The organism is Magnetococcus sp. PR-3 (assembly GCF_036689865.1).
Taxonomy (GTDB): domain Bacteria; phylum Pseudomonadota; class Magnetococcia; order Magnetococcales; family Magnetococcaceae; genus Magnetococcus.
Genome location: NZ_JBAHUQ010000011.1, coordinates 17,510 through 40,911 on the forward strand (window position 1 = coordinate 17,510; position 23,402 = coordinate 40,911).

General features: G+C 52.6%; 9 protein-coding genes and 1 pseudogene. 5 read left to right on the forward strand and 5 right to left on the reverse strand.

The window, feature by feature from the left end; genetic code table 11:
• The first annotated feature begins 8 nt into the window (after positions 1-8).
• From V5T57_RS07870 to V5T57_RS07885, 4 genes are all read left to right on the forward strand, one after another.
• Entirely contained in the window at positions 9-11,264 is an 11,256-nt protein-coding gene (locus V5T57_RS07870; RefSeq protein WP_332890641.1) for a cadherin domain-containing protein, read from the forward strand.
• Between the two features lie 26 nt (positions 11,265-11,290).
• Positions 11,291-13,432 (forward strand): type I secretion system permease/ATPase, encoded by a 2,142-nt coding sequence (locus V5T57_RS07875; RefSeq protein WP_332890642.1) that lies wholly within the window; start codon positions 11,291-11,293, stop codon positions 13,430-13,432.
• Positions 13,432-14,904 (forward strand): beta-barrel domain-containing protein, encoded by a 1,473-nt coding sequence (locus V5T57_RS07880; protein ID WP_332890643.1) that lies wholly within the window; start codon positions 13,432-13,434, stop codon positions 14,902-14,904. The genes V5T57_RS07875 and V5T57_RS07880 overlap by 1 nt, the downstream gene beginning before the upstream one ends.
• Before the next feature lie 477 nt (positions 14,905-15,381).
• The gene (locus tag V5T57_RS07885) at positions 15,382-15,591 is read left to right on the forward strand and encodes a hypothetical protein (RefSeq protein ID WP_332890644.1); all 210 of its coding nucleotides are present in this window, start codon (positions 15,382-15,384) and stop codon (positions 15,589-15,591) included.
• 27 nt (positions 15,592-15,618) lie between these two features.
• On the opposite strand, the pseudogene V5T57_RS07890 reads toward V5T57_RS07885, so the two are convergent.
• Positions 15,619-16,298, reverse strand: a pseudogene (locus V5T57_RS07890) (IS3 family transposase); the annotation flags it as partial.
• A 532-nt stretch (positions 16,299-16,830) separates the two neighbouring features.
• On the opposite strand from V5T57_RS07890, the gene V5T57_RS07895 reads away from it, so the two are divergent.
• A complete protein-coding gene (locus V5T57_RS07895; protein ID WP_332890645.1) occupies positions 16,831-17,229 on the forward strand; it encodes a hypothetical protein in 399 nt (132 codons plus the stop codon).
• A 774-nt stretch (positions 17,230-18,003) separates the two neighbouring features.
• On the opposite strand, the gene pelG is transcribed toward V5T57_RS07895, so the two are convergent.
• Genes pelG through V5T57_RS07915 form a run of 4 tightly spaced genes read right to left on the reverse strand, consistent with a single transcriptional unit; the run spans position 18,004 to position 23,362 of the window.
• A complete protein-coding gene (pelG, locus tag V5T57_RS07900) occupies positions 18,004-19,383 on the reverse strand; it encodes an exopolysaccharide Pel transporter PelG (RefSeq protein ID WP_332890646.1) in 1,380 nt (459 codons plus the stop codon).
• Positions 19,383-20,873: a GT4 family glycosyltransferase PelF gene (gene pelF / locus V5T57_RS07905; protein WP_332890647.1), complete on the reverse strand. Its 1,491-nt coding sequence runs from the start codon at positions 20,871-20,873 to the stop codon at positions 19,383-19,385. The genes pelG and pelF overlap by 1 nt, the downstream gene beginning before the upstream one ends.
• Complete coding sequence (locus V5T57_RS07910) at positions 20,870-21,949, reverse strand: tetratricopeptide repeat protein (RefSeq protein ID WP_332890648.1); 1,080 nt, start codon at positions 21,947-21,949, stop codon at positions 20,870-20,872. The genes pelF and V5T57_RS07910 overlap by 4 nt, the downstream gene beginning before the upstream one ends.
• Complete coding sequence (locus V5T57_RS07915) at positions 21,950-23,362, reverse strand: GAF domain-containing protein (RefSeq protein WP_332890649.1); 1,413 nt, start codon at positions 23,360-23,362, stop codon at positions 21,950-21,952. It lies immediately after the preceding gene.
• Positions 23,363-23,402 lie beyond the last annotated feature (40 nt).

The window sequence follows — 23,402 nt, forward strand, 5'->3', positions numbered from 1 at the left end:
AGTGAATCATGGCCGATCCCATCAAGCCGGATAATCAGCCCATTATACTGGCGCAAGCTGCCACACCGGTAGAGCAGATCCCTCCGCAAGCCACCCCACCGGTCACTCTGATCATTGATGGCGTGAGGGTGGATGTTTCAGAGCAAATGGATGTAACCGGCGCGGAGAATCTGGAGATTTCCGGTGATACGGTTTTATCCGGTGAACAGAGTGGCAATGGGTTGATTCTTCAGCTGGCCTCTGGGGCGCAGTTGGTGCTGCAGAACTTTTTTGGCACACCCAAAGCCTTGAATTTGCCGATTCAATCGGGATCCAACTATAAGCTCAGCTCGGCCAATGAGCAGCTTTTTGATGAGCAAGGCTTTGCTGACTTTACCGCGTTGCCCACAAACGCCACGCTACCGGGGCTTGACGCGCCAGATACAGGGCCTGCGCAGCGTGAACTCCAAAACAGAACAGATCAGGGGCAGGAGCAAGGGGAAACAGAGGGACGGGATCCCATCCTGGATTCAAGCCCAGAGTTTTTTGCCGAGACTCAGGTACGTACCCCCAGTGTGGCTGAAAATAGCGCAGGTGCCCGCCAAGGGCGGATAGAAACCCAATCACGCCTGGATCAGGTCGATACGGGCCAGCGTCAGGACAGCTTTCAGTCGCAGCCAGATAATCTGGGTGATATCGATGGCGAGCAACAGCCACGAGAGTCTGCTTCCAGGCCACGTTCAGATGATGATTTTGACCCCACTTATGGCATCATCAACCCTGAGCCAGAGCAGCTCCGTATCATTTCCAGTGCACAGATTAGTCAGTCGGAGGATGTCGCTCAGGGAGATGTGCTCTATCAGGTCCAGCTTTCAGGGGTGAATCCTCAGAACGCAGCCCAACAGTTCAGTATTGTGGGGGGGGCAGGACCGTTCCAGATCGACCAACAGGGGCAACTGACCCTGAAACCCGGACACACCCTGGATTATGAAACTGCCACATCCCACGAAGTTACCTTACAGGTGAGCAATGCTGGACAGACGGCGGCGCGTGTTATTCAGCTGAATGTGGTGGATGTCAACGACAATGCCCCGGTCATCACATCTGCTTCAACCATTCAATCTGATGAAACCTCACATACTTCCACGGTTCTGTATACCGTTACAACCTCGGATGTGGATTCCAGTAATGGCACCATGAGCTATGCGCTGGAGAATAATCCTGACGGACTGTTTAGCATTGATAGCGCGGGACAAATTCAAGTTGCAGCGGGTAAAAAACTGGATTTTGAAGAGGGCTATTCAAATTTCAGCTTTAATGTGACGGCCCATGATGGGGTCAACCGTTCGTTGCCGCAAAATGTGACGTTGACCCTCAATGATCTCAATGACGAGACGCCGGTTATAGCGACCAAACAGACCGAGGTGGTGGATAATATTGATGATACCACGTTGATTACGACGGTCTCCGTTTCCGATCGTGATGCGGCTGCCACTAATGGCGCTACGGTTTATACCATCACAGATGATGTGGATAATCTTTTTGAGATCAATAGCAGCGGAGAAATCACCCTACAGTCCGGTCAAACGCTGGATTATGACACCAAGACGTTTCATACCTTTACACTCGCTTCGTCCGATGGGGTCAATAGCTCAGCCAAGCAGCAGGTCATTGTTTCTGTTGTTGATTATGACCTATTAAACAATACCGCCCCGGTGATCGATGGCGCTGCCAGCTCGGTCACTATTGATGAGAACAGCAGTGGCGTCGTGACCACGGTTCAGTACAGCGATGTGGATGCCACCAATGGTGCCTTTACCCATACGCTGGTCAAGGATGCCAACGGTCTGTTCACCATGAACACTTCCACAGGGCAAGTCTCCCTGGCGGCAGGTAAAACACTGGATTATGAGGCTGACCAAAGCCATACCATCCAGGTTAAACTGCACGATGGCGCGAACACCTCAAGTGTTGAGAATGTGGTGATTGCCCTTAATGATCTCAATGATGAAGCACCGGTTATTCGCTCTGTTGCCACCGCCTTTGCCGCTGAGAGCATCACTGCAGACGGCACCATTCATACCGTTGCCTACACCGATGCTGACAAGGCCAATGGCAGCTTTAGCTTTTCAATGGACAGTGATCCCAGCGGATTGTTTGAAATAGACAGCGCCGGACAGATCTCTCTGCAGAGTGGTCTGTCACTGGATTTTGAAAGTGCTACCAGCCACACACTGACCGTTAAGGTCAACGATGGCAGTAATGACTCCCAGACACAGACCATGACGGTCAACGTCCAGGACGTGAATGATACCGCCCCGGTGATCCGCTCTGCCAGTGGGGTGTCGGTAGCAGAGAACATCAGTGATCGTGCGGTGATTCACACCCTGCGCCACACGGATGCGGATGCGGTGAATGGGACCACCCTCTATACCATGACCGAGGATCAATCGGGACTGTTTGAAATCGATAGCCATGGCCAGATTACCTTGAAACTGGGCCAGACGTTGGATTATGAGCAGGCTGCCAGCCACACCATTAAGGTGCAGGTGAACGATGGCAGCAACAGTAGTGCCGTGCAGACCCTTTCTCTTAACGTTACAGATGTTAACGACAATGTGCCGGTGATGACCTCCGCAGCAGCCTTCAGTACGCTGGAGAGTGTGGGGGATACCGATGTTCTGCATACCCTAAGCTTCAGCGATGCCGACAGTAGCAATGGATCTACGCTCTATACCTTGACCGAAGACAGTGCCAATCTGTTTGAAATCAACCAAGCTGGAGAAATCACCTTACAGACGGGCAAACATCTGGATCGGGAGAGTCAAACCCGTTATGACCTTAAGGTGAAGGTTAATGATGGCGTTAATGATGCGTTGGAGCAGAGCATCCAGGTGACCGTAACCGATGCCAACGACAACGCCTTGCAGATCATCTCCCAGGCCAGCGCAACGGTGGCTGAATCGGTCTCGGACACCACAACCCTGCTGGATGTCAATGTGTTGGACCCCGACACCAGCGGCACGTTGAGCTTTTCCATCACCTCGGATGCCTCCAATCTTTTTGAGATCGACAGTGCGGGTCTGTTGACACTGAAATCCGGTTCAACCCTGGATTATGAAACCGCCACCAGCCATGAGATCGTGGTGGTGGCCAGTGACGGCGTGTTTCAGACTGCGGGGCAGCAGATCACCCTTACCGTCAGCGACGTCAACGATACCGCCCCAGTCATCGTCACCCTAGATCAGATTCTTGATGAGCAGCCGGATTCTACATCCCTATTTACCCTTACGGTCACCGATGAGGATACCAGCAACGGTACAACCTTCTATGAACTGACCGATACCGCCAATGATCTGTTTGACGTAACCAGTAATGGCACGGTTTTCTATCTGGGCGATGCACCAGACGCTGGCACCTATGCCATCAAGGTTCAAGCGTCGGATGGGGTGAATGTTTCTGCGGAAAAAACCCTTAATATCACCGTCACCGAGCCGGATGTGGTCAATGACAATGCCCCGGTGATCAATGCCGCAGCCAGTGCAGGTAGCGCCGTTGAAACGGTGGATGACACCACCACCATCACCACGGTGCAGTGGAGTGACCGAGATCCGAGCACAACCCCCGTATTTGCCCTGACCGATGACAGTGGCGGGCTGTTCGAGATCGATGCAGCAACCGGCGTCATAAGCCTGGTGGCCGGTCAGAGCCTGGATTATGAGAGCGCCACCAACCATACGGTCGTGGCCACCGTTGCCGATGGGGTAAATACCTCAACAGCGGCGACGATTACCCTGACGGTAACCGATGCCAACGATAACGCCCCGATCCTTACGTCAGCAGCAGCGGTCACCATGGCGGAGAATGCCACCTCCCAGACCGTATTGCACAGCGTGACCTTCAGTGATGCCGACGGTCAAAATGGGGTTACCAGCTACACCCTTTCTGCCAGCCCGTTCCAGATCAACAGCAGCGGTCAGATCACCCTTAAACCGGGTCAAACCCTGGACTATGAGAGCATCAAAACCTATTCAGCGACGGTCTCGGTCAGCGATGGTCTTAACAACTCGGCATCTCAACTGATCACCTTCACGGTCAGTGATGTCAACGATGTTGTACCTGTTCTGGCGGCCACAAGTGCCTCCTTAACAACGGCAGAAAATACGGCTGACAGCAGTGTGCTTTATACCCTTTCAGGCAGTGATGGGGATGCCACCGCGGGCACACTGAGCTACACCTTGAGCGATGATGGCGGTGGTCTGTTTGAGGTGAACAGCCAGAGTGGTGAAATCTCCCTGGTTTCAGGTAAAAGTCTGGATTATGAAACCGCGACCGGTCACCCCATCAAGGCCACGGTCAGCGATGGGGTTAACACCTCCAGTGAGCAGACCCTTACGGTTACTGTCACGGATGTGAATGATGTGGTCCCCGTGATCAGCTCCGCCAATGGGGCGTCGGTGGCCGAAGGGGTTGGAGATACCAGCATCCTGCACAGCGTAACCTTTACCGATGCCGATACCATCCATGGCAACATCACCTATACCATGACCGAAGACCTCTCCGGGCTCTTTGAGATCGACAGTCAAGGGCAGATCAGTCTGCGCACCGGGCAGGGTTTGGATTATGAGTCCGCGGCCAGTCACACGGTTAAAGTGAAGGTTGCAGATGGTCTTCATACCTCGGAGATTCAGACCCTCTCCTTTGAGGTAACGGATGTGAATGATGTTACGCCGGTGATCACCTCGGTAGCGGCCTTAAGTGCAGCAGAGAGTGTGGGTGAGGCGGATGTACTGCACACGGTGACCTACAATGACACCGACAGCAACAATGGCACGGTTACCTATGCCATCCTGAACGATGCATCCAACCTATTTGAGGTGGACACGGCGGGGCAAGTGACGTTGCAGTCAGGCAAAAGCCTTGATTATGAAAGTATAACCAGTCATCTCTTTACCCTTCAGGTAACGGATGGGGCAGGCAATGCGACCTCGCAAAACGTGACCTTGAACGTCACCAATGTGGATGATGAAGCGCCGCTGTTCCAAAGTCAGGAGCGTATCCAGGTGCTGGAGAACCTCTCCTCGGAATCGTTGGTTCTGTCCGTTGCCGCAACGGATAATACTTCGACGGTCTTAACCTATGCCATTGTCACCGATGCCAGCAGCCTTTTTGCCATAGATGGCAGCAGCGGCGCTTTGATCTTGGGTGCCGATAAGAGCCTGGATTATGACACCGCCACCCAGCATCAGGTGGTGGTCTCAGCCACCGATGCCGCGAGTAATACCACCACTCAGAGCTTGACCATTGATGTGGCCCAGGTGGATGAGATCAATAATATGGCCCCGATTATTCTGGGTGGTGAAGCGGCTGCGTTCTCCCTTTATGAGGATGCCACCAGTACGGATGGCGCCTTTGGTGCCGTGCGTTTGCAGGACATCGATATCCATTCCGGTTCGTTTACCTTCTCTTTGACCGACAGTGCAGGCGGCTTGTTCGAGATCGATGCCTCCACCGGTGAACTGAGTGTGGTGGCGGGTCAATCCTTGGACTATGAAACAACAGATGCCTACACCTTGACCGCCCAGGTCAGCGACGGGGTCAACACCTCGGATGCGGCTAACCTGACCATCACCATTAACAATGTAGACGAAGCGGCCCCCACCATTGGCGTGGAAAAAATCTCCGCCCAAGCCACCTGGAACGCAGGGACCCAGACGGGCAGTTTTACCGAAGCTTCGGGCTATGCGACCTCGGCTCTGTTTAGGGTAACCGCGCTGGATACCGAGTTCGGCGATCAGAGTGGTACAACCTGGAGCTCGGTGGATATTGTCAGCAACCCTGGCAATCTATTCGAAATGCGTGGCGATGCGCTCTATCTGAAGAGTGGGCAGAGTTTCGATTATGAAACCACACCCTCCTACACCATTGGCTTTCAATCCACCGATGCAGCAGGCCATACGTCCGCCCTCTACAACCTCACCCTGAATATTGATGACATCAACGACAACCGCCCGGATGTCACCGATGTGGTGGCAAGTGTGGCGGAATCCGCCGCCGCCAGCACCGTGATCCACACCGTTGCCTTTACCGATGCCGACTCGGTGGCCGCCAATGGGGCAACCTCCTACCAGTTTGCCTGGGCGGATGGCTCCAAGGCGGCATACGATGAAAACCGACAGTTTAGGATCGACGCAAGCACAGGTGAGATCACCCCTTATGAGGTGGGCAAACTCGACTATGCCACCCAGGCCAGCCATACCCTATCGGTCGCGGTGGGGGATGGCGAGGGGTTTGGCTATGGAACGATAACCGTCAATGTCCAACAACCGGTCAGTAACGATCATGCCCCCGTGGTGACTGCGGCCACTGCTGAGTTGTTTCAGGGCATCAATACCCATTCGGTTATCCATCAAATCGCCTTTACCGATGCCGATGATGCCGGGTTGACCCGTAGCTACAGCTACAGCATCACCACCAACCCTAACGATGCCTTTGAGGTGGATGACCAAGGTCAGATCACCTTAAAAGCGGGGTCGGATATCGATTTTTCTGCTTGGGCAACCCCACAAACCTTGCAGGTGTCGGTGAGCGACGGATCCCTGTCCGGTAGTGCCAATGTTACCTTGAACCTGCATGATGCTGCCCAGGTTGCCAGTCTCTATCTGGAAGAGGAGCCCGTTGGTGCTGCGGTAGAGACCCAGAAGATAGCCGGGGATGGCAGTTCGGACAGCCTGGGGGAGTCAGTTGATATTCTGGGGGATATCAATGGCGATGGTTATGATGATTACATCGTCGGTGCACGTCTGGGGGATACGGGAGGAAGTGACGCCGGTAATGCTTATGTGGTGTTTGGTCAAGCCTCAGGTTTTGGGGATATTGCTGAAAATGATCTCAACGGGGGGGATGGCTCCAAAGGGTTCCTGCTCATCGGTCGCCACTCTAACGACACCTTGGGCAAGGATGTTACCGGCCTGGGGGACATTAATGGTGATGGCTATGATGACATCCTGGTCGGTGCCCGTCTGGCGGAAGATGACAGCAGCAACGGCAAAGAGGGTGAGGCCTATGTGATCTACGGCCAGTCCGGCAGCTTCGGCTCCAGTATCGATTTTCAGACCGCCAGTGACTATAACGGCAGCGGTGCCCATGGTGTGACGGGCTTTGAGATCTCCGGCTCCTCCAACTATGACTATTTAGGGCGGGCTGTCGCTGGTGTGGGAGATATGAATGGCGATGGTTACGACGATATGCTGATCACTGCCCCTGGTGGCAATGGCTTTGAGAATGGTGTTACCGATGGGGGGGAGGCCTATATCATCTACGGTAAGAGTGATCCCTTCAGTGACTTTTTTGTAGATGATATCGTCGACGGTACGCTAGATGGCTTTGTGATCTGGGGTCGGGATGGCAGTGATGAGCTAGGTGACAGCGTCTCCGTAGCGGGGGATGTCAATGGTGATGGGTTTGCCGATCTGATCATCGGTGCATCGCTGGCCAATGGTCAGGCCACTGATGATGGCGAGGCCTATCTCCTCTTTGGCAGCGCCACGGGTGTGGATATCAATCTGGATACCACCACCCTGGATGGCAGTAACGGTTTTGAGATCAACGGTGAAAACGCCGGGGATGATCTGGGAATAAGCGTTTCCGGTGGCGGCGACATCAACGGTGATGGTTATGACGACATCATCGTGGGTGCTCCGGATAACGATGCCGGGGGTTCCGATGCCGGTTCAGCCTATCTTCTCTATGGCAAGGCCTCCGGCTTTACCAATTTGGATTTGAACACGGCACTGGACGGCAGCAACGGCTCACGCATTGTGGGAGAGAGTGCCGGAGACAGCTTGGGTGATGTCGTCGCCATGGTGGGGGATGTCAATGGAGATGGCTATGATGACATTATGGTCAATAACCATGGCGATAACGAAGCGCTGCTGATCTTTGGTAAATCTGCGGGTTTTGGGGCCAGCCTCAATGTCTCTAGCTTGAATTTTGATGGATCTGATGGGGTCAAAATCATCGGTGATCTGCGCCATGCCAACTATAATATCACCGCTTTTGCTGGACAGGGGGATATCAATAGTGATGGCTTTGATGATCTTATCCTCGGTGTGGCCGATGGCTACGGCTCCAACAACGACGCCTACACCATTTTGGGGCGGGACTTTAGTGGGGCTTCCTCAACCCTGGTGTTGAAAAGCTCGGTTTCAGGTGCGGTGGAAACGGGTGAGAGCGGTGTTGTTGACCACTTTATGGGTACCAGCAGCACCGATACCTATCGGGCCATCTCTTCCGGGGATACGGTACGGGCGGCAGCTGGGGATGACCAGATCACCATTGCGGAGACCGACTTTTTCCGCATCGATGGTGGCCATGGTACGGACACCCTGACAACCAGTCGCTCCCTGGACTTTACCGCCATGGCGGACAGCCGGATTGAAAACGTTGAGATCATCGACCTGGGCGCGTCGGGGGCTGAAATTACCCTGGATCTGTCAGAAATTCTCAACCTCTCAACCACCACCAATACGTTGCGGGTGGATGGCAGCAGTGGTCGGGTCTCCATCTTTGAAGATGGCTTCAGCCAAGGGGCCGATGAGGTGATCGGTGGTTCCACCTACCATGTCTATAACAACGGTGCGGCCAAACTACAAATTCAGGATGGCCTGTTCCCCAACATCAATGCCAACACCCCAACCATCTCGGCGGCGGCTTTCGCTGTGACCGAAGGTGACTCGTTGGATATCACCACCGCCATGCTCAATGCCGCGGATGGGGATACGCTGATCACCACCTCTGCCGATCTGACCTTTTCAGCAACGGTGAGTGGCGGCAGCTTTCAATTGTCAGGTCAGCATGCCGCCTCCTTTACCCTGAAAGATGTGGCGGATAACAAGGTTGATTTTGTGCATGATGGCTCCGAGACCACCCCTGCTTTCTCCGTCACCGTCTCCGATGGGGTCAAGGAGAGTGCTGCTACCACTGGTAGCATCCCCTATACCCCAGTCAATGATCATACCCCGACCATTTCCAGGGCTGAAATCAGCTACAAACCCGCTCAAGAGCAGGTTATTACTGAAAGTATGCTGGCCGTGTCCGATGCCGATACCCATACCCAGGACAGTGATCTGATCTTTACGGTGAGCAATCTTTCCAATGGAGAAATACGTCTGAATAGCGTGGCCGCATCCACCTTTAATTTAGCGGATCTTAAAGCGGGAAACGTGATGTTTTACGATGCTGAAGCCCGCGAGAGTAGCTTCAACTTAACCGTCACCGATGGCACCTTTACCTCAACAACCGCCAGTGGAACCATCGTCGGAGCCCGTGACATTAAGTTCACCCTTGCGGATATCGATGGGAATAATGCCTCTCAGGCAAACACCAAATTTTTCTATGCTGGATCTGTTGGCGATCTGAATGGTGATGGCATCGATGATTTTTATGTGGAGGCGGATGTTCTTAGTAGTTCGCAAAGTGGAGCAACGTGGGGGGGCGTTCCTCTCTTCTCTTATGAGCGGGTAACCTCGATCGTTTTTGGCAATACCGCGTTAAAAGGGAACGCGGTGTTAGGGGTTGATCTCACCGCACTGGATGGAAGCAATGGTTTTCGGCTTACCACGGATCAGAGCGATGCTCAAGTAGGGGAGATACATCTGCTTGGCGATGTGAATGGGGATGGTATTGACGATATCGCCATCGATCGAGATGTGAATGAAGTTGGGGATTATCTACATGGTGTCGATATTATCTTTGGTAAAACGGCTGGATGGGCTGCCGTTGAAGATCAAAGGACCGTATCGGACATCTTCATTAAGAATGGTGTCACTGGATTAGGTTATTTGAACGCTTCTTCCATAGCGAGGGTGACGGCAAGTGACTACAACCGAGATGGGTATGATGATTTAACCATCAGTTTCAACGGGGGGGATGAAGGTTGGATTGTTTGGGGTAAATCGAGCTTCTCTAATTTTACCCTGAAATCTTCAACATCCAGTTCAACCGTCGAACATTTTAATGCTAGCTTTGTCGGTGAAAAATCCCGTGAAGAGTTCATTGCCAGTGGTGATTTTAATGGTGATGGCTACGACGACCTTATCCTACGTGCTGATTCGGTTGATTACATGGTTTATGGCAATGAAAGCAATGCCATAGACAACACTGTAAATAGTTTAACTGCTGCGGATGGTCTCACCTTTGACGCTGGTCTCGCGCTGGGGTCCGGGGACTTTAATGGCGATGGTTATGATGATGTTCTAACTGTCGAAGGTAGTAGCGTTTATCTCTATTATGGCTCCGCCAACCTGCCAGCCACCTGGAGCGTGGGGGGGGCGATTGATGCCTCTCAAGGCTTTGTCGTAGCAGGCGAGAAATATTTGACGTACAAATCCCAGTTTATCGGGGATTTTAATGGGGATGGGTACGATGATCTACACTTCTCCTATCCAAGATATGCGTTGGAGGATGGAACCAGATATGCGGGTCGAAGTTATCTTGTGTTTGGCGGAGAAAATATAGGCAGCAGCTTCTCCTTGGACGCGATCGATGGCTCCAATGGCATAATCATAGAAGGACGCCCCGCTGACCAACTCCCCGAAGGATGGCTCCGAGAGTCTGTTGGAACAAACATCAGTTCGCTTGGGGATGTGAATGGTGATGGGTTTGATGATATTGCATTAGGTACCTACTACTCCACACATATCATTTGGGGCGGTGTCTATGGTGGAAATATTAAATTAACCTCCAATGGAACCGGTAGTTCAGCGGCAGAGAACTTTGTGGGAAGTGCCCAGAACGATACCTTCACGAGTGTTGCAACGGGTGATACGGTTCGGGCCACCGGTGGCAACGATACCATCGGCATCACTTCCAATGATTTCCGTAAAATTGATGGCGGCAGTGGCATCGACACGCTGCTCTTTTCCGATTCCAATATCAATTTGGATCTCACCGATGTTGCCTTGCTCAATGCGGTGGAGGGGGTTGAAGCCATCGATATGGGGGATGGCAACGGCACCAGCGCCCTCACCCTGGGGCTGGATGATGTGCTGGATCTGCCCAGCCATCGGGATGTTTCTGATGACACCACCGGTGGTACCTCCACCGATGATGCCACCACCGATCTGCTGCGCATTTTGGGGGATGGGTCGGATACGGTGAACCTCCCCGATTTTGCCGATTCCGGCACCGATGTGGTGGTGGATGGTGTGAGCTTTGATCTCTATTCCCACAGCTCCATATCCAATGGCGATGTTCTCATCGAACAGGGCATCAATGTGGCCTAAGCCGCGCTGAAATTGAGGCGATGGTCATGAAAAAACACGTAACCGTGGACCCTTTGGCATCCTGTCTGGCCTATCTGGCCGGACAGCAGGGGCGTACCTATTCCCCCCATGCTCTGACAGCTAATCTGCCGCTGGATGAGGGGGGGATGGATGCTGCCAACTTCACCGAAGCGGCGGCCCGTGCCGGCTTTCATGCCGAGTATCAGACTGTTGACTTGGAGGAGATTCCGACCGAAGTGTTGCCGGTCATTGTGCTTCTAAAAGAGGGTGCCGCACTGCTCATGCGCAGGCAGGACCAGCAACTGGAATTGATTCTGCCTGGCGGTGAAAAAAGCCCGGTCTACATGAGTCTGGCCCAGCTACAACACCTCTATGCCGGGCAGGCGATCTACATCAAGGATATCTTTCTCGATAGCGGGGATGAAATCCGCAAATATGTAGATGCCCTGGCCGGTCGTCACGGCTGGTTTCGTACGGTGTTGTTCCGTTTCAAGAGTCTTTACCTCCATGTAGCGGTGGCTTCCTTGGTGGGTAATTTGCTGGGCATCGTCTCCTCCCTCTATGTGATGAATGTCTATGACCGGGTCATTCCCAATCAAGCTGAGATCACCTTGCTGGCCCTCTCTATCGGCGTTACGGTGGCCTACCTGTTTGATTTTCTTCTCAAGGTGTTGCGTGCCTATTTTGTGGATGTCGCGGGAAAAAAAGCTGATGTGATTCTCTCCTCGGTGATTTTTTCCGCTGTGATGAATGTCAGGTTGAGCAATCAGCCGGGTTCTTCCGGCTCCTTTGCCAGTGTCATCCGTGATTTTGATTCTGTGCGGGACTTTTTTACCTCCAGCACCTTAACTGCCTTTATTGATGCACCCTTTGTTCTGCTCTACGTTGCTGTGATTTTCATGATCGGCGGACCCCTGGGCAGTGTGGTGCTAGGGGCGGCCATGATCCTTTTGGGAATCAATGTGCTGTTGCAACTCCCCATGAAGCGATTGGTCAATGATGCGCTGAGGGAGGCTTCCTATAAACACTCCATTTTGGTAGAGAGCCTCACCGCGCTGGAGCAGGTCAAGGCGCTGGGTGCTCAGGGTGTGTTGCGGGGTAAATGGGAGCGTGTCACTGGTGTGTTGGCCATCAATAGCATGAAGACCAAATTTTGGGGATCTTTAGCCCAACAGGCGACGGTGTTCGTTCAGCAGTTGACCACCATGGTGCTGGTCTTTTGGGGGTGTTATGCGGTGTTTGCCGGGGATCTGACCATGGGCGGGCTGATCGCCTGTGTCATCTTGACCGGGCGGGCGATGCAACCCCTGGGCGTGGTCACGAGTTTGGCTTCCCGCTATCAGGGCATGCGCATGGCGTTGGAGAATATCGATCAGTTTATGGCCAAAGAGAATGAGATGGGGCTGGATAAGTCACTGCTTTCGCGACCGGTGTTACGTGGTGGTTTTGAGTTTGAGGATGTCACCTTCTCCTATCCCAAGCAGAGTGCTAAGGCGTTGGATGGGGTGAGCTTCAAGGTTGCAGCGGGTGAGAAAATTGCCATTTTGGGCAAAAATGGTTCGGGCAAAACCAGCATACTGCGTCTGCTGATGGACTATTATGCTGTGGATGAAGGTTCGCTACGGTTGGATGGGGTGAATGTCCGTCAGTTGGATGTGGCCGACCTACGCAACAATATTTCCTACCTGCCGCAAAACCCAAGCCTGTTTCTAGGCTCTCTGCGGGATAATATCAAGCTGGCTAACCCATTGATCTGTGATGAAACATTTGTATCTCTCTTGCACGATAGCGGGCTTGAAGAGCTTGTTCAGGGGCAAGATCAGGGCTTGGATCTTCAGGTGGGGGAGCTAGGCAGCCAACTCTCTGGTGGTCAGCGTCAGATGGTGGCCTTGGCCGCAGCGCTGGCCAATGAGGGCAACCTTGTTCTCATGGATGAACCGACTGCGGCCCTGGATAAGGCCATGGAGATTCAGTTCATTGCACGCATGCAGCGTCGTTTGGCCGATAAAACCCTGATTCTCTGCACCCATCAGCCAGATCTGCTGTCGCTGGTGGAGCGCATCCTTATTTTGGATCAAGGACGCATCGTCATGGATGGTCCCCGTGACAAGGTCTTGCAACAGTTGGCGGAGAATCAACAAGCCCGTGGCCAAAAGGGGCGTGCGTGATGGGTAAGGACCTTAAATTTGCCAACGCCCTGACCCAGGCTTGGATGGTGCAGGATCATGCATCGGCCCGTATGTTGTTGCTGACGCTGTTGGGGCTTCTTCTATCCTTTGTGATCTGGGCATCGCAGATGGAGTTGGAGGTGGTGACCCGGGGTTCTGGCTCGGTGGTGCCATCGGATGAGATCCATGTGGTGGACAATCTTGAAGGGGGTATTCTGGCGGAATTGAGGGTGGAGGAGGGGGCTCGGGTGCGCGCAGGGCAGATGCTGCTAAGGATCGATAACAGCTCCTATTTGGCGGCGTTGCAGCAGAACCAAAAGATGCGTGCCTCGTTGGATGTCACCCTGCAACGTCTGCGTGCCGAAGTGGCGGGGGATCGTTTTCAGGGGGAGGGGGCGGAACAGTCTGTGTTGGAAAATGAGCAACGCCTATTTGAAGCCCGTCGGCAACAGCATCAGGAGAAGGTGCGGGCCTATGATCAGCAGATTGTGGACACTGAACTTGAAATGATGGAGAACGCCGTTACGATTGTGCGCCTTCAGGCTGAAGTAAAGGGTGAGAAACTGACCTTCTCCCATGAGTTGCGGCACAGAGCGCTAGAGATTGTGCAATGGGAAAAGCGTTTTTATGATGTGCGACACAAACACCGTAAGGGAGAAGCCAAACGTTTAGGTCTACTTCTCAAGACCTTACAGCGGGAGTATCGGGTCAATGCCCAGTTGGAAAAAGCAGGTGCGGCTTCTGAGATCAGTCTGTTAAAACTACGTCGTCATATTCTGGAGACCGAAGGGCGGCTGGCCAAATTGCAAGATGATTTTGTACATCAGGCCTCCATGGAGCTGAAGGAGCGTCGAGAGAAGCAGATCGCCCTAAGTAAAACCCTAGCTGGTTTTAAAAGCGCACGGATTGATCACCACAAACAGCGCTTGGCAGAGATCGCCGAGGCATTACGCCAAACCCAGTCGGAACGGATTGTTTTGACGGAAAAGCAGCGTGCTTTGCAGGATAAGGTGGACCGCAGTACGGTGCATGCCCCTATGCATGGTATCGTCAATAAGGTTGCTGTTAAACATCAAGGTGCCGTCATCGAGCCTGGGCAAGAGATCATGGAGATCACGCCAGCTTCCAAGGTGCTGCAGGTTGAGGTCGCCATTGCTCCCCAGGATATCGCCTTTATCCGCCCCAAACAGAAGGCGGTGGTAAAGGTTACGGCCTATGATTTTGCCATCTATGGCGGGTTGGATGGTGAAGTGGACTTTATCAGTCCTGATACTCATGAAAATGATAAAGGCGAGGCTTTCTACAAAGTCCGCATTCGAACCAGCCGCAATCATCTGGGGGATAATCCCGATAATGTGATCATGCCCGGTATGCATGTAGGCGTTGACCTGATCCAAGGCAAACGCAGCCTGCTTCACTATATCCTCAAACCTCTACGTCGAATGAGCGAAGAAGCGTTACGGGAACTCTAACCCGGTTCTTTGATGAGGGATCACCATTGTGCGGCCCCATGCAACGCAGCCATGACTGGCCTGGAACCACCTTCCGTCAATCCGTCATGAAAAATTCGGGTTAAATCAATGCAAAAGAGTAAGGTTCGATGCTCTGTGGGTGAAGCCATGGGATGGTTGAGGGGCCCCAAATGTGAACAAACTATTTTTTAGCCTACACCTTATGCCGCCCCTTGGTGAGAGGACTTGATGATTCCACCAAACCTCTCTTTGTATAGGATGGGGCCATCACGAATAGCTTTGAGGTTGATGTCCAGAACTGTGTTGTCACAGCCAACGCCACGATGAGGTCGATCATGGGTGTAATGGTTGGTCCAGGCAGATAGAGCCTTGGTCTGTTGTGATTGGCTGAAGCACATGAAAAGAAAGACATTCAGAATTTAGTGTGCCAGTGAAGGACGCTGTAAAGGGACTGGCCTGTGGGGCTTGATACGGGATTTGGATGACTTGCACCTTGGTTTTTCAGAGTCAGAAGACCAATGCCAAACAGAGGTGCTCTCCCCTGAGATTTTTCGTCTGTTAGAACTGGATGCCGCTCAATCGGCGCTGGATGCCATGTGCCGCATGGTTTTAAGTGATCTTGAAAATGTGGAGGGGCTGCGGTCACTGTCGGGGATAATCCGCCTGAAGCTCTCCCTATTTGCCTGATGGGGCAACACTTTTCTGGACGGTTTTTTACGCAGAAACTGGGAATGCCAGATCACACTGTTCAGGGGTCATATAGCCGATGGTTGAATGCTTCCTCTGGCGATTATAGCGATTATAAAAGACCTCGATGTACTCAAAGATGGCCTGCTTAGCCTCTTCACGAGAGTTGAAAACAAAACCTCCGATCAACTCAGTTTTCAATGTGCCAAAAAAGCTCTCCGCTGGTGCGTTATCCCAGCAGTCTCCAAGACGGCTCATGCTTTGGAGATATCCCTTCTCTTTGAGCAGGCCAGTGAAAAGATTAGATGTGTACTGGCTTCCTCTATCGCTATGGACCATTAAGCCTACTGGTGGCCTACGCTTGAAGCAGGCCATTCTTAGGGCGTCCGTTACCAATGATGCCTTCATGTGGTCGTCCATAGACCATCCAACAACGCTACGTGAAAAAGGTCTATCCAAACAGCCAGATAGAGCCAGCCTTCTTTGGTCGCAACGTAGGTGATATCGCCCACATATGCCTGATCTGGCCGCTCAGCGGTAAACTCACGGTTCAAGTGGTTTGGCGCTACTGGCAAAGAGTGATTTGAATCCGTCGTGATGACCTTGAAACAACGCTGCGCTTTACACTCCAGACCAAGTTTGCGTTTGATCCTGGCAACCCGCCTCCTGCTGACGCGAACACCATACTCAACCAAACAGCGGTGTACGTTAATACCGAGTTCCCACATTGGGCTGTTTCCCACCATTCCACAGCCCTGAGGGAATGTGTGGGGTTCCTGTGGGCTATGGAAATATGGAAAACAGCCCACCGGAATTTGGTTGACAGGGGTGCCTCATAAGAAAGTGTACCCACCTCAGTGTGGTGGGTGGGCGTGGGTAATGTCCGCACCATCAGAGGAGACAATACGCTTTATTCCTGCCTCACGGCGGGGGTGGTAGGAAATCTGCACCACGATAGCCTAACGCTCTTTGCTAAGTGACATCCTCATGGTTTAATCTCTTTCTTGCTGCCTAACGCTGTCGTCCATATCTCCCGCCCATTCGCCAACACAGGCAGTGAGTCCTTAAAATAAGACCGGCTTTCTCAGTGTGGACGACCGTTTATTGAGCCACAGCATTTAGAAATTGAATGTGTGGGCGTAGAGTCATCCACACGGGTACCTTTGTTTTGTTCATTGGCAGATCAACCTGACCAAGCGCGAATCAGAGGTCTATGATGTTATCGATTTGGGGAATGCAATGTTTGGACTGGAAGCCGCTGAAGTAGGAATTATCGCCCTTGTTATACTGATCAACGTATTAGTCGGGGTGCTGGCGTATCTGCTGAAACGTAGTGTGCTGTGGTATTGTTTAGCTTCCATAACCTTGAGTCCACTGCCGATCGTGCTGGGACTGTCGGTTGTGGGTAGAAAGCTACAAGGACAGCGCATATGTCCGGCCTGTGGTGAGAGTGGCTCTGTCGAGGTCTATATCTGTAAAAAGTGTCACCATGAACTGCCGGACCTGACCGATGAAGAGCAGCTGGCCATCTCCAAAGAGAATGTTCATAGCCAGGGGTCAAGATGGCTACACAGAGTACTCGCTGTGGTCATTTTAGTCGGCACCTTCTATGTGCTCTCCTGGGTGGGTAACTACTGAGTATGTGATTATGATTGGGGCTTGCTTGTCCCTTCCTCCCTAACCATCCGTAAGTAATAGAGCGTTGACGGATGGGTAGGGTGGTAGGGCGTTTTTCGCTACACTAGCCCTGCACCATATCGCTAATTTTCTATCTTGCCAGCATCTGATAAAGCATCCGGTTTGCAGCATGCATAGTGGTTTCAGTATCACTGGCCGCAGTGAGAGCATGAGGGGGCTTGTCGCTGTGACGGTGGTCAAGCCCCCGTGGATGCCTTTTCATGAAATGGCTGAGAGAGTTGTGGATCGCTTTCGATAACCCCATCCCCCTCACCAGTACTTAATCGTGCCCGAATGACAAGGTTTCCATCGCCTTGTCTGGCCATATTGGGCCTCACACCATCACTCAAGCGGTACATGTGCTGGTTTTGGTCACAATGCCCGCCTCCTGCTGGGTCTGTCCGTTTGCTGTTTATGCATTCAGCCATTAAAAGGGCCTATCTTTTTGCACCAAAAAATCACTTGAAAAGCTTTAAAAAATCGTCCATTGGCGGAACGCAGTTTTTCACGTTGAGCCTTAACTCCTGTACACAAAAAGCTGATCCCAGAGTTGCAGGTTCTCGCCGTCGGGGCGGTTGCTTTGTGTCGGTGGATTTTTCAAGATCATACACGTTGTTCTGAACAGTCCATCACTGTGGTCGTGTTGTGATTGGGGGGGCAGGTAAGGGGGGATAACGATGAAGCCTTCGCTGAGGAGAGGCTGGGTTAACCTCCATTGATGTCTCTCTGGTCTGGTTAGGTTATGGAGGTATTATTACGCACAAAGGTCATATAGGGCAGCTTGTGGATAAACCTGAGAGTGACCATAAAGGCGGTGGCAAAGGTGATGATGGTTGAGAGCACATAACCCAGGCCGTAGTAAGTGAACCCCAGATTTAAGCTGATGATGGAAAAGAGCAAATTGGTGACTAAAAAGGTCATTAAAACCCACACCACCAGCTTGCGGGCATCAAAATAGGTGAGTACCACCATTAAAAAGAGGCTTAAGGTTTGGAAAAAAACGCCCAGCACAGCGAGCCGAAAAATTCCCAGTTGAAGATGGCTTAAATGCAGCATAGGCAGTAGTTTTGGGGCGGTCATAATGGCCACAAAAGCGATCCCACCCTGAATGATAATAAGGTTGCGACCATTACTATAGATCACCCGCAAAATGGCCTGATGGCTGTTGCGAATATGGGCGTAGGTGCTGTGCTGTCCAATGTTGCGGAAAAAGCTGAGATAACGCTCAAAAAAGGCGGTCTCAATATTAAACAGAAAATAGGCCATAGCGGGCACGACGGTGAGCAGGGCCAGAAACATGGGTGTGTCATAGTTGGGGAAAGAGAACATGCCTGCTGGGCTGTACTCACGCTCAGGGGCAAACCACATCACCCATTTATCGATCCAACTGGCCAGATTATAAAGAGCCCCCGCCGCAGCCAGCTCCCAATAGCGTCGAAAGTAGGAGAGAAAGGCAAAGGGTTGGATAAAAGGGTAGGGGAACTCGGCAAAGATACGTGCGCAGATGCTGCTAAAGATAATAAGCAGACCTATATTAAACCCCGTCATCATACCCGCCGCCCCAAACAGGGGGACCATGGCAATGGCCGCCAGCAGGGCCAATATTAACCCCAGGGCAAAAGTGATGGAGATGGCGGTATAATCTTTTAGGGCGGTTAAAAAAATGGTTACCTGCCAGATCAAACAGATCAGCAGATAGTTGATAAAGGCGGCCCAGCGGAAGTAGGGCTGCATCTCTACCTGATAAAAATAGAACCAGCCACTGATCACCGCCTGATAGACAAGAATTAACAGCAGACTACCCATAAGCATACCCGGTGTATGCTGCACCTTTTTGGCATAGATCAGATCGGACAAATAGCGGGTGCAGACCATGTAGACCGGACCCGTGGTAACCAGGGAAAAGCCAAAGTTATAGATCACCACCAGGCGAAAATCGCTAAGTAGGCCGTGGGAGACAAACAGGCTGCCGAACATCTCCATACTGCCTAAGGCGATAATGGTAAAGAGCCAGGGGCCTGAGGAGATAACGGCAGAGAAGAGATACCCCTGCAGAATTCCTGTAAGATCCTCACGGTTAGCCAGACGCCTAAGAACAAACCCAATACCCGCCATTAGCGCACCTCTTGAGGCTGTAGGTGGCTCTGGTAGAGCCGTGCATAGGTCAGGTTTAGATCACTTTTATGGTAGAAGTAGCGTACCCGCTGCTGCATCTCCTGGCCCTGTAGTTTGCAGAGGGTTGGATTGGTCAGCAGGGTAGCGATGGCCCGTGCGGTGGTCTCCGGATCGGAGAGTGGTACAATCTCTCCACCAGGCTCTAGTTTTGGTGTCTCATCCTCAGGTCCATAGATCATCTCCCGACAGGCCCCTACATCGGTGGCGATGGTGGGAATGCCTGCGGCCCCTACCTCTAGAATGACTAACGGTTGGGCTTCACTGATGCTGGTGAGTACGTTGACATCAATGCGCGGCAAGACGGTTTCCAATTTAACCGGTCCGGTAAAGGTAACAACCTCCTCAAGCTGTAGATAGCGTACCATCTCTCGGCACTCCTGCTCGTAAAGGGGGTCTTCATCGGTCGGGCCACAGATCAATGCCTGTAGATTGGGGATCAGTTTGGTCAGGTGGGCGCAGGCACGAATGTAGGTTTTAATATCTTTAATGGGTACCACCCGGCCGATCAGTGCCACCGTGGGGGGATGGTCGTCGTTCCTTTTAATCGCGGCAAAGCGGTTGTAGTCGATTCCATTGGGGATCACCTTCATCTTTTTAGCATCGGCCCCATCGGCCAGCTGAAATGATTGGTTACCCCCGTAGAGGGTGATGATCTCACAACTGGCGGCATAACAGAGACGGGAGAAGGCGGTAAACGTATCGATCCACATATCCCGCAGATCACGGCTGGTTTTTTCAATGGCCAGCCGTTTCATGCTGCTCTCCTCATAGAGCCAGTCGGCGGTGACAATCTCAATACGGCGCTCATTGGTATAAATGCCGTGTTCGGTAATCAGCGTTGGTACCTTTTTTTGCAAATGGGCACGGGCCAGTAGCAGCCCAGCATAGCCGGTGGAGATCGCATGGTAGAGACGGGCGTTGGGTAGGGGAGGAAGCAGAATGGAGAAAAGCCCCCCCAACAGCGCACGCCAGCTCCAGAAGTAATCCAAAAAGGAGCTGTTGGGGTGGTCCCGTTCATACATGCGCAGCAGCATTTCCCAGGCGGCTTCCGAGTCCAGTAATAGCTGTTGACCCAGGGGTACAGGGGCGGTTTCAAGCAGATCCAACAGCTTTTGCAGATCTTCTAGCCGTGCTTGTGTAAACAGATCCTCCAGGGGCTTTTCCAGTTGGTTAAAGAAGCGCTTGGCTTTGGGGATTTTGGCAGCCCCTACGGGTAGCTGCTGAATAATGATCTCGGTCATGCCGATCACATTGTCTGGTACCGTGTAGCGTATGGTGCGCTCCGTGCTGGGGGCCAAGAGTAGAACCAGATGGAAGGTTAAGTGGCTCTGGGCTGTCAGTAGATCATGCACCCAGGTGGAAACCCCCCCCGCTACATAGGGGTATGTACCTTCCAGCAGTAGGCAGATATCCGCAGGTTTGTCACTCATGGCAGCGCCCCTGTTTGCGGATCGGTTCCCTTCAACCATAGGGTCAAGGCTGAGCGGCTCTCCTCCAACAGTCCTTCATCCTCCAGCAGTTTTTGTCCATGTTGCTGGCAGTAGTGACGCAAGGATTGATAATCCCCTACATGGTAGAGGGACTCCAGATACCACAGCACCATGCGACTGTTATCCCCCCATTTTTGTTGGTGTTCTCTTAAATAGTGCAGGGCATCTTCATAGCGCTGTTGGCGAATCAATACCCGGATGACCGACTCAATGACTTTTAGGTTCTGCGGAACCTGTTCCAGATAACGCTGGTACCAATCCAGGGCTTTTTGGCGCATTTGCGCCGACTCCTTGGCATCCAACAGGTCAGAGTAGGCGTAGGCGTCATAGTGGCGAGCCAAAGCCAGTTGATGGGGGGCGTGGTCAGGCTCCTTACGGAGTGCTTCATCCAACTTAATGCTCTGGTTGGCCATGCCTTTGTCAATATGGCTAATGGCTGAGGCCGCTTGTACGCGGATGGCATTGTTCTCATCGCGCAGGGCATTTTTTAGCAGTGGGGCAAAGGAGGGATGATAGTGGCGGAGTATCAGGGCGATGGCATTACGTTTTTGGTCCATAGAACCAAAGGCAAAAATATCATTAAAAGCCGTTAGGCCGCTCTCACTGCGCATGGCGGCAGGGTCGGTACGTAGAAGTTCTAAATGCAGGGTGTGCTGTGCGCCCTGGTTCTCTTCCGGAAAAAGTGCCCGGTACCAGCTTTCAAAGGGGGTGGCAGTGCGGGTAAAGCGGATGACGAGGATCAGCTGCAGCAGACTGGCCAGCAGTGCGGCAGGACCCAGAAACAAGGTGGTCAGGGTGGCCATGCTCAGTACCCGGCTGTCCCATCCTCGGCGCTGGATAAAGAGGGTGACCAAGAGTAGAGTACTGACCACGGCGGCATGCCCCAGCAGCATAAGAGGCAGAGATTCTTGCCTTACTAACCGTAGCCAGCCCAACCCGATCTCGGCAGCCAGAGCCATGAGCAGCAGAAGAGTTAAGACGACGGTTTGGTGCCAGGGGTGGGCGAAGGTGGCCATTTAGGGGCTCTCTTGGCCGGTTAGATCCTGCACGGTGATGTTAAAATGAAGCTTCTTGTTTAGATCTGGATAGTGCTCTTCAAAAAACTGCTCAATCTTTTCTACCACCCGGCCGGTATGATCCATAGGTGTACCCGGTAGTAGAATGGCAACCTCATCGGTCCGTTTTTGCTGCTCAAAGGGCAGATCAGTGGTGCGCAGAGCCTGTTCGGTCATCTTGTTAAGCATCTCTGGAAACTCTTTAACCACTTCGTCAGAGAGTTGGCCGGGGTTGCTCAGCTGTACGGTGATGATGCAGGCATCGATGCCGATACGTTTAGCCAGGCGGGCCAAAAAGTCACTCTGCCAGCCAAAAAAAGCATCCGAGAAAAGAGTCTTATCATCATTAAATAAGCTATTGGAACGGGCGTCTTGAAACTGGCGGGCATTGTGATAAACCATGCCGATCCATTCGCACACCACACGAAAATTCTCCAAGGTGGTGAGGTTCAGCTCCATAAAGCCTAGGGATTCTATTTTCAGCATGCCCCATATGCGCCCCCCCTGACCATCCCGAATGGGACCCGCTAGAACCCCCTCCCCAGCGAGAATTTTTTCATCTTCTGCATTGGCAATGCAGAGAATCTGTTTACGCCCCACAATCTCTTGAAACAGCTGATCATGGGTGTTGAACAGGCGGGCATAGTGATCTTCCGCCCCCCAACCCTGTTGAATGCCCGCCTGCATACGATCACCGCTAAGGGTAAAGAGAGAGAATTTGGCAGGGGCGATCATAGAGCGAATCATATCCGCCACCCCAAATAGCACCATGGCGGGCTCGAGTTTTTCAATGGCGCGGGCAGCTTCATAGGTGGAGATGACGGTGCGCATTTGCCCGGCCAGGCGAACTTCTAAATTCTGCTTCTGCTGCTCAATGGTGCGGAAGGAGTGGGAAATATCGGCTGCACGGCTCTCGGCCTCTTGGAGTTTGCGGTCCAGCTCACGGCGGGCGTGAATATGTCGTTGGGACATCTCCCCCAGTATCACCGCGGTGGTTAACCACATCAGTGGGCGGATGCCAACCTCAAACAGATAGCTAAAAATATCCTGCTCAAAAGGGTGGGGGGGCATGTTACCCGCCAGTAGGGCGATGGTACCCAATGTGGCAGCGATTAAGCCCGCTCCGGTTCCATACTGGACGCAGGTGAGTAGAATAATGATCCAAAAGGGGTGGGGGGCAAGGGTGATAAAGCGGTCGCCACTAAAAAAAAAGAGATCCACTGCCAGACAGAGGGCAAAAAAGAACACAATCTCTGCTGTGGCGATGGCGAGCAGATGCCAAGCTGAGCGCACCGGTGGGTCTGACGATACAAGTGTATCTGTATCTATCTGTACTGGGGGCACCTCCGTAGAGGCCTCTGGGGATTCGCTCAACGCTTTATCCTTTGGCAGCGGGGTCTGCTGTCATCTTTCA

What these genes read in the sequence shown, in the direction of transcription:
- V5T57_RS07870 (WP_332890641.1), top strand. Translation starts at nt 9, where the DNA reads ATGGCCGATCCCATCAAGCCGGATAATCAGCCCATTATACTGGCGCAA.
- V5T57_RS07875 (WP_332890642.1), top strand. Translation starts at nt 11,291, where the DNA reads ATGAAAAAACACGTAACCGTGGACCCTTTGGCATCCTGTCTGGCCTAT.
- V5T57_RS07880 (WP_332890643.1), top strand. Translation starts at nt 13,432, where the DNA reads ATGGGTAAGGACCTTAAATTTGCCAACGCCCTGACCCAGGCTTGGATG.
- V5T57_RS07895 (WP_332890645.1), top strand. Translation starts at nt 16,831, where the DNA reads ATGTTTGGACTGGAAGCCGCTGAAGTAGGAATTATCGCCCTTGTTATA.
- pelG (WP_332890646.1), bottom strand. Translation starts at nt 19,383, where the DNA reads ATGGCGGGTATTGGGTTTGTTCTTAGGCGTCTGGCTAACCGTGAGGAT.
- pelF (WP_332890647.1), bottom strand. Translation starts at nt 20,873, where the DNA reads ATGAGTGACAAACCTGCGGATATCTGCCTACTGCTGGAAGGTACATAC.
- V5T57_RS07910 (WP_332890648.1), bottom strand. Translation starts at nt 21,949, where the DNA reads ATGGCCACCTTCGCCCACCCCTGGCACCAAACCGTCGTCTTAACTCTT.